General features: G+C 50.9%; 17 protein-coding genes. 10 read left to right on the top strand and 7 right to left on the bottom strand.

Annotated features, from left to right (window positions below; translation table 11 throughout):
- The coding region (locus KF749_13600) for a CPXCG motif-containing cysteine-rich protein (GenBank protein MBX2992185.1) at positions 1 to 133 on the top strand (133 nt) is incomplete at its 5' end.
- Here the strand turns inward: KF749_13600 and KF749_13595 are convergent.
- On the bottom strand, positions 115 to 1,515 hold the full coding sequence (locus KF749_13595) for a GvpL/GvpF family gas vesicle protein (protein ID MBX2992184.1): 1,401 nt from the start codon (positions 1,513 to 1,515) through the stop codon (positions 115 to 117). The genes KF749_13600 and KF749_13595 overlap by 19 nt on opposite strands.
- 194 nt (positions 1,516 to 1,709) lie before the next feature.
- Between KF749_13595 and KF749_13590 the strand changes: the two genes are divergently transcribed.
- From KF749_13590 to KF749_13565, 6 genes are all read left to right on the top strand, one after another.
- The gene (locus KF749_13590; GenBank protein ID MBX2992183.1) at positions 1,710 to 2,345 is read left to right on the top strand and encodes a sigma-70 family RNA polymerase sigma factor; all 636 of its coding nucleotides are present in this window, start codon (positions 1,710 to 1,712) and stop codon (positions 2,343 to 2,345) included.
- Between the two features lies 1 nt (position 2,346).
- On the top strand, positions 2,347 to 2,619 hold the full coding sequence (locus KF749_13585; GenBank protein MBX2992182.1) for a hypothetical protein: 273 nt from the start codon (positions 2,347 to 2,349) through the stop codon (positions 2,617 to 2,619).
- A 93-nt stretch (positions 2,620 to 2,712) separates the two neighbouring features.
- Positions 2,713 to 2,919, top strand: coding sequence for a DUF2892 domain-containing protein (locus KF749_13580; GenBank protein MBX2992181.1), 207 nt, complete (start codon positions 2,713 to 2,715; stop codon positions 2,917 to 2,919).
- Positions 2,920 to 3,159: 240 nt separating this feature from the next.
- Positions 3,160 to 3,381: a DUF1858 domain-containing protein gene (locus tag KF749_13575; GenBank protein ID MBX2992180.1), complete on the top strand. Its 222-nt coding sequence runs from the start codon at positions 3,160 to 3,162 to the stop codon at positions 3,379 to 3,381.
- Complete coding sequence (locus tag KF749_13570; GenBank protein MBX2992179.1) at positions 3,378 to 3,578, top strand: hypothetical protein; 201 nt, start codon at positions 3,378 to 3,380, stop codon at positions 3,576 to 3,578. The genes KF749_13575 and KF749_13570 overlap by 4 nt, the downstream gene beginning before the upstream one ends.
- Positions 3,575 to 3,964, top strand: a complete 390-nt coding sequence (locus KF749_13565) for a thioredoxin family protein (protein MBX2992178.1) — start codon at positions 3,575 to 3,577, stop codon at positions 3,962 to 3,964. The genes KF749_13570 and KF749_13565 overlap by 4 nt, the downstream gene beginning before the upstream one ends.
- Before the next feature lie 40 nt (positions 3,965 to 4,004).
- Here KF749_13565 and KF749_13560 read toward each other — a convergent pair whose 3' ends face one another.
- Positions 4,005 to 6,281, bottom strand: a complete 2,277-nt coding sequence (locus KF749_13560) for a PQQ-binding-like beta-propeller repeat protein (GenBank protein MBX2992177.1) — start codon at positions 6,279 to 6,281, stop codon at positions 4,005 to 4,007.
- A 157-nt stretch (positions 6,282 to 6,438) separates the two neighbouring features.
- A complete protein-coding gene (locus tag KF749_13555) occupies positions 6,439 to 7,215 on the bottom strand; it encodes a hypothetical protein (GenBank protein MBX2992176.1) in 777 nt (258 codons plus the stop codon).
- Positions 7,216 to 7,429: 214 nt separating this feature from the next.
- On the opposite strand from KF749_13555, the gene smpB reads away from it, so the two are divergent.
- The 3 genes from smpB to KF749_13540 all read left to right on the top strand — a co-directional run bounded on the left by smpB (position 7,430) and on the right by KF749_13540 (position 9,709).
- Positions 7,430 to 7,888 (top strand): SsrA-binding protein SmpB, encoded by a 459-nt coding sequence (smpB, locus tag KF749_13550; protein ID MBX2992175.1) that lies wholly within the window; start codon positions 7,430 to 7,432, stop codon positions 7,886 to 7,888.
- Between the two features lie 33 nt (positions 7,889 to 7,921).
- Positions 7,922 to 9,118 (top strand): tyrosine--tRNA ligase, encoded by a 1,197-nt coding sequence (locus KF749_13545; protein ID MBX2992174.1) that lies wholly within the window; start codon positions 7,922 to 7,924, stop codon positions 9,116 to 9,118.
- A gap of 63 nt (positions 9,119 to 9,181) precedes the next feature.
- Positions 9,182 to 9,709 carry an arginine decarboxylase, pyruvoyl-dependent gene (locus KF749_13540; GenBank protein MBX2992173.1) on the top strand — a complete coding sequence of 176 codons (528 nt, stop codon included), beginning with the start codon at positions 9,182 to 9,184 and terminating at the stop codon, positions 9,707 to 9,709.
- Positions 9,710 to 9,780: 71 nt separating this feature from the next.
- On the opposite strand, the gene KF749_13535 is transcribed toward KF749_13540, so the two are convergent.
- The 4 genes from KF749_13535 to KF749_13520 all read right to left on the bottom strand — a co-directional run bounded on the left by KF749_13535 (position 9,781) and on the right by KF749_13520 (position 12,987).
- Positions 9,781 to 10,536, bottom strand: coding sequence for a transglycosylase SLT domain-containing protein (locus tag KF749_13535; protein ID MBX2992172.1), 756 nt, complete (start codon positions 10,534 to 10,536; stop codon positions 9,781 to 9,783).
- 265 nt (positions 10,537 to 10,801) lie between these two features.
- Complete coding sequence (gene rpiB / locus KF749_13530; GenBank protein MBX2992171.1) at positions 10,802 to 11,410, bottom strand: ribose 5-phosphate isomerase B; 609 nt, start codon at positions 11,408 to 11,410, stop codon at positions 10,802 to 10,804.
- A gap of 69 nt (positions 11,411 to 11,479) precedes the next feature.
- Positions 11,480 to 11,890 (bottom strand): septal ring lytic transglycosylase RlpA family protein, encoded by a 411-nt coding sequence (locus KF749_13525; GenBank protein MBX2992170.1) that lies wholly within the window; start codon positions 11,888 to 11,890, stop codon positions 11,480 to 11,482.
- Positions 11,891 to 11,892: 2 nt separating this feature from the next.
- Entirely contained in the window at positions 11,893 to 12,987 is a 1,095-nt protein-coding gene (locus KF749_13520) for a mannose-1-phosphate guanylyltransferase (protein ID MBX2992169.1), read from the bottom strand.
- Between the last annotated feature and the right edge of the window lie 19 nt (positions 12,988 to 13,006).

Below are 13,006 nucleotides of genomic sequence, written 5' to 3'. Positions count from 1 at the left end.
CGTAGTCGATGGAACGGGCGGCCTTCATCAACACTATATCGAAGATTGCCAGATCTGCTGCAGGCCGAATGATCTGCACATTGAGGTTGATGAAGAAATGACCGAGGCCGATGTTCAAGCGGAAACAGCCTGAGTCACCGCAGATTCTGAACTCATGCTGAAGCGTCCGGATGGGCCATGGACTTCGAACATGAGACCCGCCTTGCGGTACTCATTCTGCAATTCAACGATATCCGAGAAAAACTTCGACCGGTTGATGATCGGAATTTCATATGACGCTTCAAGTATTGTCTTCCAATCTTCCGAGGTACCGTTTCCGATGTTGACAAGTAACGACACCTCGGATGAGAGGCTCACGCCTGTTAGCAGTGCATGAATTGACTCTGCTACGGTTCGCTCGTGCTGAAGGAGTTTTTCAAGCGTCTTCACATCCGACCGTTTTGACGGCCGTTTTTCCTCCCGCCCCCGCTCCTGAACCTTTGTCGCAGGAGCCACCCCTGAAATCACTTTGGTGACGCGTGCATCGTGAGCACGCAACCGGACGAGCCACGTACTCGATTTCCCTTCCGAGGAAATGCCGGGCCGCAACGCGGAGGCCAGAGAAGCAGCTTTCCGCTGGAGATCTTCCTTTCCCCGCACAACCGTCCCGAACTCAAAGGGGACAATCATCTCTTCGTTCCGGAGTCTGTTGATTATAACTTCATGTTCTTCCCGATAGTGAAGCGATCCCTCCTTATTCAGCAGAAGCATACCCGACCGGGTGACACTGAGTTCCTCTTTTTGCAGTTTACTCACATAGAGCCTGAGGCCATGAACATCGAAGGAAAACATCGGCCCGCTCGCGTCAATGCCTTGGATCGCATCGATCGGTACGATACGCGCGGTGTCGGTTGTTTCTTCAGCCAACGCTGCACCGTGGAGATACAGCAAATCCTCGTCCGAAAAATCCGGCGGGGAGGGCATTACAACTTCCGGTTGTTGAGGCTTCGCTTCTGCAGGCGGACGGAACACAACCGGCTTGCGCAGGACTTTCTGTACCGTTTTGAATTCTTCCGCACGCGTTTGCACGTCGCCTGATTTCGCCTCCCATTCCTTTTCGATTTCAGATTGGATGAGATGCTCCGCTTCATCCAATTGCTTGCGCAGGTGCTTCTTCCGTGTCTCATCTTCACGTTTGGCAACCAATTTTCTTGCTGCTTCATGCACATCTATGGATGGAACTTCGATCTTTATCGGCTTGATGTGCAGTAATTGCGGGTCACCCGTGGACGTAGCCGGAGTACTACCTCGTTCCGCCACGCTGTATGACAAGGAAGGAGTCTTCACCTTCTCCGATTCGATTCTGCGTACCTGCCCCGCAAACTCACTCCAGGAGGAGTAGCGGTCGATGACATACTCGAATTCTCTCACCAACGTATCAACGAGATTGTCCACAGGCAAATGCGATGTATCGGCAAGCAGGGCCTGCAGCCTTTTGTGTTTCGCAAGTCTGTCAATCAATTGCTCAAGTCGCATACCGTTCCTTCTCTTCTCCTTCGGGACTGTGACGCCCCTCAACACAAGAATCAACAACCATGCCTTTACCTGATTTCAGCGCTTCGGGGGGTTTTTGTTGATGGGAGATATTGGTTATACAGAACCGCGCGTTCGTTTCGCCAAATTACATTTGTGCAGCGACGTTGCAGACGAGACGGAGTTTTAGTAGGTTGATGCTGACACCTTTCACTTTTCACATCATCATATCAGTGAAAACAGTTCAGACGGCATCAGACGCTCAACTTGTACTCGAGGCAAAACGGGGAAACAAGGCCGCGTTTACATCCCTCGTCAAGCGCTACGAAGAGACAGTGTACCGATTCTCCTACAAAGTGTGCAGGGATAAGGAAAAAGCGGAAGAAGCATTGCAGGATACTTTTATCAGCATGTATCGCAGCCTCGACTCCTTCGACGGACGCTCGAAGCTGACGACATGGTTGTACAGGATCACGGCCAATCATTGTTTGATGAAGCGACGGCGCCGGAAGATGGATGCGGTGCTTGAATCGTACGACCATCCGCCGGTAACCGATGATGGGACACACAGGCATACCACCCCCCGGTGGGAAGAAACGCCCGCCGACACACTGCTAAAGCGTGAATTGAAAGACGTGCTGGACGATGCGATTCTTAAACTCCCTGTCGACTATCGTGTGGTGTTTGTGTTGAGAGATGTGGAAGGAAATACGAATGAGGAGACGGCGAAGATTCTCGGTATCTCGGTTGAAGCGACAAAATCACGGCTGCGAAGAGCTCGGGCGTTTCTGCGGGACCGGTTGAACCCGTATATGATTTCGGAGGAGACGTAACATGAAATGCAAAGGAGTGTACCAGTACATTTGTCTGAATCTGGATGCGGACATGAACAGCCCGAAATGCCGGGCGATCAAAAAACATCTCGACTCCTGCCCGAATTGTACTGCATATCTCGATTCTCTGAAGAAGACTATCCTTCTCTACAAGAAACAGGAAGGTCCGTCTATCCCGCTCAAAACACACCGGAAATTGCATAAGGTTATCGACCTTGCTATTCTCGAGGCCGCACACGGCAAACCTGGAGCGGGAAGAGGCCGTAAGTCATAGATTTCTTGACCCTTTCGGCGAGCCCTCGTCATCTTATCCGCAGAATTCACCCGGCGTTTGCCGGATCTCACCACCAGATTGGAGTAACAAATCATGCAAAAGAACATGGGAACAACTGACCGCATCCTACGTGTTGTTGCGGCTCTCATACTCGGATTCCTTCTTTTGAATGGAACCATCAGCGGCACGCTCGGCGTTGTACTTGGCATCTTGGCGATTATTCTTCTGGCGACAAGCGCCATCGGCTTCTGCCCGTTGTACATGCCGTTCAAGCTCTCTACAACCACGAAGAGCAAGTAGAATAAGGCTAAGCGATGGGAACCCTTGTTCATAAACCGCCCGACCCCCAGCAAGAACTGCTCAAACAGTATTGTGCCGAGGCAGAAACGATGCTGAGAACATCCACCTCGGAGGCCGACGCACGGAAAGTGGGCGAGACACTGTGCAGCAGATTTGAACAAGAGTGTTCGAGCGCCCTCGTTATGCAGGCAACGAGGGCGTATATTGGAGATGTCATCCGTCGTATGTTCGGAGAAGAACGTGACTCGCATAGAACGAACGATCAGCATTGAAGAGCTCATCGACCTGTTTCCCGGATCGGTGAAGTTTCTCATCAGCCGGAATCTCCCCTGTCTGGTTTGCGGCGAGCCGACATGGGGTACGTTGGAGGAACTTGCGCTTGATAAAGGGTGGACAAGCGAAGCTCTCGATGCCCTCGTTTATGAGATGAACAGAGAACTTGTTGAAAAGGAAATGGCATGAACATTTGGCTGAAACGTACACTCGTCGCGCTTCTCGGCGCCATCGGCGGGTACGCGTACTACTACTACATTGGGTGTCTCGGCGGCTCCTGCCCGATTACTTCCAACCCGTACATCAGCACGGGATACGGCGCATTGATCGGTGCGGTGGCCGGCTGGTCTTCCAAACCCAGAGACTCTGAAAAGCCGTCGGCATGACCGGCATATTCGCCATACTCACTACTCTCTTGTTGTTGCTCCTCGCTGTGCAACTCTATGCCCTCTGGAAATCAAAACGCAATACAGGAAAGAGGATTGAAGGCATCACGGGCCCGCTCGGAGAAGCGATAGCACGAGGCGAAAAAGTGTTGGCATACTTTTTCAGTCCGACATGCAGTCAATGCAAGAAGCTTACCCCTACTATTGACAGACTCAGGATGGAACTGCCGAATATATTCAAGGTAGATATTTCCAAAGACAAGCCGACGGCCAGTGCATTTGGAGTGATGGCTACACCCACAACGGTGATTGTGAGCGAAGGAGTTATCCGGCGGGTGCTTCTGGGAGTCAAAATGGAAAGCGAGCTGCGGAAACAGATGCTGTAGGGGCGACCGGAGCGTCGCCCCTACGCGCAACGCGATTCAATTACTCCGCCATTCTGTAGACCCGAATTTCATCTTTCTCGAGCATGTACAGGAACTTGTTATTCGGGGGAATGATCGGGGTGGCATCGTAATCATCCTCTTCCTTCCAGTGGATCTTCCCCGTTTTCTCATCCATCAATTGGATATCTTCCTTCACCATATACACAATCTTTCCGTTGTTCAGAAATTGAGGAGGCAGCGTGACCTTCTTGCCTGCCCACTTCCATTCCGTGCGCCACTGAACTTTGCCGTCCATGCTCACAGAAGCAACGCCATCCGGACCGAATACAACAATGTGATCGCCGCGAAGAACGGGATACAATACGTGCTGGGCAGTTGCTGAGTAGCTTGTTGTCGTCGTCGTGTAATTCCACCCAACGGAAGTTGATGAGGAGGATGTCCGGGTTACGGCATAACAGTCCTCGTGGTCAAGTTCCCCTACTTTCAGGTCTTTGTCAAAGTTCAGCGACCAGAGCTTCTTGCCGCCGGCATCCCGGGTGAGACGAACCGCAAACAAATGTTCCTCGTCGGCACCGATCATTGTTCGCGTAACAGGATCAATGCTGACCGAGCCACCCTTCATGGCAAGTCCCGGATCATACTTGAAATCTATCTTCCAGATTGTTTTGCCGTTTGATGCATCAATGGCATAGATGCGGTACGGATCTTTGTTCCACGATTTCTTCGCATCAATGTTTCCGCTTTTCGCATTAATGGAAATATCGAATGCCTGATACCCGACTTTGAGGTATATCGTGTTATCGATGATACCCCAATCAACGGGGAAGCCGAGATCGTCATCAATCTTCCAGTTTATTTTCCCTGTTTTCAGATTAGCAGAAACGACCCGCTCGGCACCCACAAGGTAGATGTTGTCCCCTGCAATTTCCGGTTCAGGCGCCGCGTTGATGTCGAAATTCGCCTTCGTCCAAAAGGAGCTTTCTTTGTTGAGCGGGAAGTAGGACCGGTAAGCCACCTTTCCGCTGTTGAGATTGATGCGCACAAGCCCTTCCCCATCTCCCTTGCGACTGAGAGGATCCGCCATATCGCCGGCCCCTTTTGTTCCACGAATCAGGAACACGACATCTCCGTCAACTTCGTATTCGGAGAAGACAAAACCATAGTCCGCTGCCTCAAATGCCTTCTTGCCTGTCAGCGCTTTTGAGAGGAAGTTGGCGAAGCCGGTGGCAGGAGCCCATTCCGTAAAGGCGATTTTCTCCTTGTAGTTCACCTTCCCTGTGGCAATTTCAATGTTGTAAAGAACCAGATAGGTGCCTCGTTCCTTCGGCGCATTCTTCTGTTTGAAGTAACACACAACATTCCTCCCGTCACCCATCACGCGATACTTGGTAAGGATGCCGACCAGTTGATCGGGTTTTGTTTCCCACGCAATTTGGCCTGTGGTAAGATTGATCATTGTTTGGGTATCGTCAAGCGAGAGCAGGAGGTAATCCGAGCCACCGGCGTTCTCAATGGTCGAATATCCTTCGATATCACCGATTTCCACCTTCCTCGTCCAAAGTTCCTTGCCCCCTTTCAGGTCGAGAAATCCAATCATATCATTATCGTACATCAACAGCGCTTTCGAGCCGTAGAAATTCACTGCATCAATCTCTTCTTTGTCCGAAAGCTCGCCGTCTTTTTCTTTCTTCCACAATTCTTTTCCTGTTTTTGCATCCAGCAATAGCATGCCGTCTCTTGTGGCAAAGAGGAATCTGTTCCCAATCTCATCCCCCCACGTGTACCACAGGGTCGACAAGCCTTTGTCGACACGATTCTTGTCAAATCGAATCTCGCGGCGCCAGAGTTCCTTTCCGCTGCTGAAATCAACACACAACGCCATATCGTCGTAATATAGAAGGGCGCCTGCCTTGGTGTTGTCCATGTCGTTGTAGTCATCCTGATCGATGTCGGTATACTTCTGTTGCCACTTCACTTTGCCTGTGTACACATCGTAGCAGACGAGTTCTTCGTTTTCATTGCTCACGATGTAATCCTTCTCATTCCAGAGCATGTGAAGGCCCGCCGGTTCGTAATCAGGAATCCGCAGCTTCCAGAGTTCCGTTCCGTTTTCTCCGTCAAAGAAATGCATCCAATCCTCCGCTCGAACAAAGAAGTACTTTCCGTCTTCCAAAAAGTACTTCGCCTCGACATCTTCTTTCGTCTCCAGAGTCCACACATTGTGGGGATTCTTGCCACCGTACGTGAGGCCGCTTATCAACAGAATGGAGAAAAGAAGTAGCGCCGGCAAGCACGCCATGCGTTGTCCTGCTTTCATAATGAATCCTTGGGATTGTTATTGGTACGGTGAATTGTGTCACGCGGAGCACGCTAAAACCCCATCGAAGAAAAGGGAGGAACATCACCCGCTGGTCCGACGGTTGACCCCTCCCCTCCGCTACGATGAGGTTTGCTGGAATTCTTCTGATAACCGACTATTGCAACGTAATCTGGTTAATGGCAACCGCCTCGCCGACGATCACCGCATCATTCGAATTCACAAGGTTGAAATTGTAGGTCAGCGCATACACCCAAGCCGTGCCCGCACTGAAGCCCGCAAGTTCGGCTGCCGAGAATGAACCCGAACCGTTGGCAACGCCATCCTTGAAAAGTGTGTGTCCCTGTGCATCAGCAATGAAAATCGCATGTCGGGAACCTGCACCGCCGCTGACTGTCCATGTTACATTCAGCGTGGCGTTGCGAGGCACGCTCGCATTGACAGCCGGTGCCGTCAGCGTCAACTGTCCCGGGACTGCGACCGTACCGTTGGGCGAAAGCGCATAATTTGCCACGGCAAAGGTTACCGCTTGAGCACTGCCACCCAGTGTGAGAATAGCCGTCGGGTTGGCCGGATCGGGGAAAATGTACGACACGGCTCCGCTTACAGTCAACTTTCCGAGTTGCGTAGCAGACCCGCCGACAGTGACGGTGACGTTGCCTTTGTCCGTTCCCGGACTTCCAAACACTGCCGTGGCGGCATTTGCGTCAACGGTAATTGTCCCGAGAACAGGAACCGTTTGCTGCGTGCTTGTCCGAACAACCGCCATCACATTGGTGGGCGACGTGCCGTTATACGACGTCGGAGTGGGTGCTGCCGGTTGTGTCGGCGTTGTGGTTCCAGGCCCTGCCGGATTGCCTTCATCCTTCTTGCACCCTGCAACTATGAAAAGAAATGTTGCAGAAAGAATAGTCAGAAATTTGAGTTGCTTCATGGGTTCCCCCTTTTAGTGGTTTGAATATGCTCATCCCCCTTGCGATGCGGACCATGCAGGGAATTATTGCTTGCCTCTGTTGGTAACAAATTTAGCATTGAGGGCTTCCTGCTCAATACCCCATCCGTGGTATTTTTACGGGACCTCGTGCCGACTGTGCATTGATTTTCCTACTCAATTTTGATATACTATGCACACATTTTTTCGGAACGAGATGGCAGAACCGGAAGAGGAAAAACTCGTCACCACAAATCGCAAAGCCCGACACGACTATACCATTCTCGACACCTACGAAGCAGGTCTTGTACTCAAAGGAACAGAAGTAAAATCGCTGCGACAGGGAAAAGCCAACCTCACCGACGGCTACGCAAGTCTCAAAAACGGGGAGATGTGGCTTTTTGGCATGCACATTTCCCCTTATGAACAGGGAAGCTATTCCAATGTTGATCCTGTGCGAACACGAAAGCTCTTGTTCCACAAGAGTGAAATTCGAAAACTTGTCGCAAAAATGCAGCAAAAGGGGCTTACACTCGTCCCCCTGAAAGTGTATTTCAAGAACAATGTGGCAAAAGTCCTTATCGGCGTTGCGCAAGGAAAGAAATCGTACGACAAGCGTGCAGATATTGCCGAACGTGAAGTAAAGCGTGATTTACGAAGAAAGTATGCAAGGTAACCTATAGTGTCTTTTCCCCCCCTCAATGAACAGATGGATATCATCCGGCGCGGTGCCGCCGAGGTAATCCCTGAAGAAGCTCTCGTCCAGAAAATCGAACACTCTCTCAAGACACAAGTTCCGCTCAGAGTAAAACTCGGTTGTGACCCGAGCCGGCCGGATTTGCATCTCGGGCATTCGGTGGTGCTTCGAAAACTCCGCCATTTTCAGGATATCGGGCATCAGGCAATTCTGATTGTCGGCGATTTTACGGGAATGATTGGCGATCCATCGGGACGGAACAAAACGCGTCCGACATTGACCCTTGAAGAGACGCGCAAGAATGGACAGAGCTACTTCGAGCAGGCAATGAAAATTCTCTCCACCAAGAAGGTGCAGATGCTCTACAACTCCGAGTGGCTCGGCAAGATGAGCTTCGCCGATGTTATTTCGCTGGCAAGCAAATATACCGTGGCGAGAATGCTGGAACGAGACGAATTTGAAAAGCGGTTCAAAGCTCAAGAGCCGATTAGTGTTCACGAGTTCCTCTACCCCCTCGCACAGGCAATGGACTCTGTTGCGGTTGCCGCGGATATTGAGTTGGGCGGAACCGACCAGAAGTTCAATCTTCTTGTCGGCAGAGATATTCAGCGTGAGTACGGATTGCACCCGCAAGTCGCTGTGACGTTACCGATCCTTCCCGGCACGGACGGGGTTGAGAAGATGAGCAAGTCGCTTGACAATTTTATTGGCATCAACGAACCGGCCAAAGAGATTTTCGGCAAAACCCTTTCCATCCCCGACAGCCTGATCTACGATTACTTTGTTCTTGCCACCGATGTCAGCTTGACCGAGCTCGGCGAAATCAGGTCGTTGCTCAGCAATCCGAAAACGAATCCGAGAGATGTGAAGAGGCGCCTCGCCAGAACGCTGGTTGCAATGTATCACAGCGAAGAAGCAGCCCAGAATGCCCAGGAGGAATTCGACCGGATTTTTGTGAAGAAGGATGTGCCGGATGAAATTCATGAAGCAACCATTCAGACAGAAAACGGATCGGTCGGGATACTCAAGCTCTTGACCGATACGAAGCTCGTCGCTTCCAACGGCGAGGCCCGGCGGATGATCGAACAAGGCGGCGTGAGTATCGACGGGGTGAGGATCGACAGCGACAAGGCGGTTGTCACGATTCGAACAGGCGTGATTGTTAAAGTTGGAAAAAGGAAGTTCCTCAAGGTAATCAAAGCAGAGTAATCAACTGCAATTCTATTTATTTACTATCAGAATGGAGATGAGAACGTGTACGTTCCGGGTAAGATGTTTTTCACGAAGGGAGTGGGCCGACACAAGGACTATTTGCAATCCTTCGAGCTTGCGTTGCGGGATGCCCGCATAGAGAAATGCAATCTGGTAACGGTTTCAAGCATCTATCCGCCGAACTGCAAACGCATTCCGGCTGATGATGGACTACGGCTGCTCCAGCCCGGTCAGATTACATTTGCCGTCATGGCCCGCAATGCGACAAATGAGCCGAACAGATTAATCGCGGCATCCATTGGCGTGGCCCAGCCGGCAGACCCAAACCAGTACGGATATCTTTCCGAACACCATCCCTTCGGCGAAACCGATGAACGGGCAGGCGACTATGCCGAAGACCTGGCGGCAACAATGCTGGCAACAACACTTGGAGTCGAGTTCGACCCCAACATTGCATGGGACGAACGTGAAAAGCAGTATAAAATGAGCGGCAAGATCGTCAAAACATACAACGTCACACAGTCGGCAGAAGGCCACAAGGATGGCATCTGGACGACGGTTCTTGCGTGCGCTATTCTCCTTCCGTAACTTCAGCCGAAGAGCAAAAAAAAGCGCCCGCTTTTGGCGGGCGCCTGCGCTTAGTACACTTCCTCTCTCGACTAATCCAATACCAAGCGATACTCGTCGTAATAGTTCATGATCTTCTCTACGTACGTTACCGTTTCCCGGTGTCCGCCAAACGAACCGGATTTCGGTCTCCTTTCAGGCCACACATTTTCGTGTAATGTGTAGTACCGGCTCGAAAGTAAGGGTAACGCGTCCCGTACCGACTGCCAGCGTGTCGGGTCACTGTTCAGATACCGTGCAACTTCTTGGGCATCGAAGACCCTTCCGGGACCGGCATTATATGCAGCGAGAGTGAGACGCAGCCGGTCGTTCTCGTCGGCATCCTCAAAGTACCTGTAGAGACGGCTCAGGTAGAAGATTCCCGCCCTGATGTTGTTCCGTGGTTCAACCGCATTGTCGATTTCGAGAACTCTCACAACGTATTCCTGCGTTCCGGGCATGATTTGCATCAAGCCCTGAGCCCCCTTCTCGCTTTCCGCAGAATCGATGAAGCTTGATTCGGCCTTCATAACCGACAAGGTCAAGCGCCAATCGAACCCGTAGCGCTCTGAGTACTTCTTGATGGTATCGCCGTAGCTCCGGATGATGTTTCGTGAAGCCCAGTCCAGCTTGGGTGTATTTGCCACGGATCCGGCGTCTGGTGACGCAACAACGTTTGCGAACCCCACTCCCACACCTTCTATTCCATCCACCACACCAGCTCGCTTCACCACGCTTTCTGTGGTCGGCGTACAACCGACCAACACTAAGGCGGCGAATGCCAGCAATATGTTGGAATGTCTTTCCATCAAAATCCCTTTTTTGCTGTTTCTGAATGCAACTTCCAAAGAACGTTCCAATTTGTTTTGAGTGAATTATTATCCAGCCCTAACTATGCCAAATAACTGCTTTCACTTGACGTGGTTCACATTCTGAAACCGTACCAAGATAAGAACTCTGGGAGAGTATAATCAAGTTAGCATTTGTTAACCATGTTACCCATCACAGGTGACATTCTGACAACAAAAAAAGGCCAGCCGGCGACTGACCTGAACAACCTCCAATGAAAATTCTTCAATTCCGCTTCAAGAATCGTGTCTCAACTTCATCAATTTTTTCCACCCTCTGCTTGTGTCTGCCACCTGAAAACCACGTTTCCAGCCAGATTTTGAGGATTTCCTTGCATACCTCGGAGCCAACAACTCGACTTCCCAGTGTCAGAACATTGGTATCGTTATGCTCCCGTGCATTGCGCGCAACGAACTCGTTATGGCAGCAGGCGGCTTTTACCCCTGGAACCTTGTTAGCTACAACACATGAACCAATACCAGCCCCGTCAATCATTACGCCCCTCCATGCCTCGCCGGAAGATACGGCCTGTGCAACGGCATAGGCGAAATCAGGGTAGTCGCAAGGCTCCTCATTAGATGTCCCCACATCCAGAACCTTGTAACCAAGCCCTTCGGCGTGTTTCTTCAGTTGTTCTTTGAGTTGGAAACCGCCGTGGTCACTACCAAACGCGACCACAGCGTTCTTTTTTGATGATGATTCCAGGGTAGGGCTGACGGATTCAGGCGTCTTGAAGGCCGGTTGGTGTTCTGCCGAAGAAGAGAATTCGATGCCCTTTGCCAATGCCAATTCTCTGGCGAGAGGGGTAATAATCGCCTCTTTCGGTACGTTCATCTTCTTCTCACCGGAAGAAATCGCCTGCCGAACCATTGCTTCCGTTATGAGGCTTTTCGCCATAGCGTATTATCTTCGGGTTGGAGGGCCGAGTTCAAGAATTTCAACTGTTACCGGGGCGGTTCCGTTTAGAATCAAGCCGATTTCTTTCGCTGCTTTGTATGAGAGATCAATAACACGCCCGCCTTTGAACGGTCCGCGATCATTGATCCGGACTTCGACATTTCTGTTGTTGTCGAGATTCGTCACTCGAACCCGTGTATTGAACGGCAAGGTCGGATGAGCCGCCGTCAGAGTGTTCATATCATAAATCTCGCCATTCGCGGTTGTGCGGCCATGAAAGTCATGAGCATAGTACGATGCAATACCCTGCTCGACGCCATCATCTTCTCGGGAAGAATATCCCGACGAGCACGATGAAAGGAAGAACGAAATCGAAAAAACGATACCGAAAACCGCAAAATTAAGCGCCGGCTTCATGGCTACAAGTACTCGTTCATTTGTTTTCGTTTCAGATAATCCGCAATATCCTTTACCTCCTGCGACATTCCTCGTTTGCAAATGAGCAAAGCGTCCCCTGTGTCAACCACGATCAAATCCTCAACACCCACAGTCGCAATGACCTTGTTTTGGGAGTAGATATAGCAATTTTGGGTGTCTTTCTGAATAACGCTGCCTGTAATGGAATTGCCCTGTTCATCCTTCCCCGACATCTTGAACACCTCATCCCAAGAGCCTATGTCACTCCAGCCGAAGTTGCCGGGAATGACATAGACATCTTTCGCCTTCTCCATAACGCCGTAATCTATTGAGATGCCGCGAATAATGCCATACACCTTTTCCAACGTTGCGTTGTATTGGGTCGTGCCGATTGTCTCATCGACTTTCATCAACTCTGCATAGAGATCGGGCAGGAATTCCTCTAATTTCTTGAGGATGAGATCTGCGCGCCACACAAATTGGCCGCTGTTCCACAGAAAATCGCCGCTGGCAAGAAATTTCTCGGCGACATGCAGGGTAGGCTTTTCGGCAAAAGTCTTTACCTTGAAAACTCCGCGGGAGAAGAACGGATTGTGCTCGCCTTCCTCGTTGAACATCTGAATATAGCCGTACCCCGTTTCGGGATATTGCGGTTTGATTCCGACCGTAATCAGATTGTCGGAATCCTGTGCAATTTCCACCGCCAGCCGGATTACCCGCTCATACTCAATTGTGTTCTCAATGAGATGATCGGCAGGCAGAACGATCATCACTCCGTTAGGGTCACGCCGACGTATATGCAAAGCCGCAAGCCCTATACACACGGCGGTGTTCCGGCCGACCGGCTCCGCAATAATCTGATCTTCCTTGATAAGTACTTCCTCCAGCTGCTTTGCAGCAAGTGTCTTCTGATTCCGGTTGGTAACAACAAGGATATTTCCCTTTGGAACGAAGTTGTTGAAGCGCTTCGCCGTGTTTTGAATCAGCGTTCCTTTGCCGATGATTTCAAGCAGTTGCTTCGGTGACTTTTCGCGGCTGCGGGGCCAGAACCGTGTTCCGATGCCGCCTGCCATGATAACCGGATAGATATTACTCATACGCTTCTCGCTTCCGTGT

Source organism: Bacteroidota bacterium, assembly GCA_019637975.1.
Lineage (GTDB): Bacteria > Bacteroidota > Ignavibacteria > UBA10030 > UBA6906 > CAADGV01.
Note: the sequence above shows the minus strand (reverse complement) of the source record. Positions and strands in the feature narration are given on the sequence as shown.

Excerpts from the sequence above, each read along its gene's own strand:
- KF749_13570 (MBX2992179.1), top strand. The coding sequence starts at position 3,378 with ATGAACATTTGGCTGAAACGTACACTCGTCGCGCTTCTCGGCGCCATC.
- KF749_13565 (MBX2992178.1), top strand. The coding sequence starts at position 3,575 with ATGACCGGCATATTCGCCATACTCACTACTCTCTTGTTGTTGCTCCTC.
- KF749_13590 (MBX2992183.1), top strand. The coding sequence starts at position 1,710 with ATGCTGACACCTTTCACTTTTCACATCATCATATCAGTGAAAACAGTT.
- KF749_13580 (MBX2992181.1), top strand. The coding sequence starts at position 2,713 with ATGCAAAAGAACATGGGAACAACTGACCGCATCCTACGTGTTGTTGCG.
- KF749_13545 (MBX2992174.1), top strand. The coding sequence starts at position 7,922 with ATGGATATCATCCGGCGCGGTGCCGCCGAGGTAATCCCTGAAGAAGCT.
- KF749_13585 (MBX2992182.1), top strand. The coding sequence starts at position 2,347 with ATGAAATGCAAAGGAGTGTACCAGTACATTTGTCTGAATCTGGATGCG.
- smpB (MBX2992175.1), top strand. The coding sequence starts at position 7,430 with ATGGCAGAACCGGAAGAGGAAAAACTCGTCACCACAAATCGCAAAGCC.
- KF749_13560 (MBX2992177.1), bottom strand. The coding sequence starts at position 6,281 with ATGAAAGCAGGACAACGCATGGCGTGCTTGCCGGCGCTACTTCTTTTC.
- KF749_13520 (MBX2992169.1), bottom strand. The coding sequence starts at position 12,987 with ATGAGTAATATCTATCCGGTTATCATGGCAGGCGGCATCGGAACACGG.
- KF749_13535 (MBX2992172.1), bottom strand. The coding sequence starts at position 10,536 with ATGGAAAGACATTCCAACATATTGCTGGCATTCGCCGCCTTAGTGTTG.
- KF749_13525 (MBX2992170.1), bottom strand. The coding sequence starts at position 11,890 with ATGAAGCCGGCGCTTAATTTTGCGGTTTTCGGTATCGTTTTTTCGATT.
- KF749_13540 (MBX2992173.1), top strand. The coding sequence starts at position 9,182 with ATGTTTTTCACGAAGGGAGTGGGCCGACACAAGGACTATTTGCAATCC.
- rpiB (MBX2992171.1), bottom strand. The coding sequence starts at position 11,410 with ATGAACGTACCGAAAGAGGCGATTATTACCCCTCTCGCCAGAGAATTG.
- KF749_13555 (MBX2992176.1), bottom strand. The coding sequence starts at position 7,215 with ATGAAGCAACTCAAATTTCTGACTATTCTTTCTGCAACATTTCTTTTC.
- KF749_13595 (MBX2992184.1), bottom strand. The coding sequence starts at position 1,515 with ATGCGACTTGAGCAATTGATTGACAGACTTGCGAAACACAAAAGGCTG.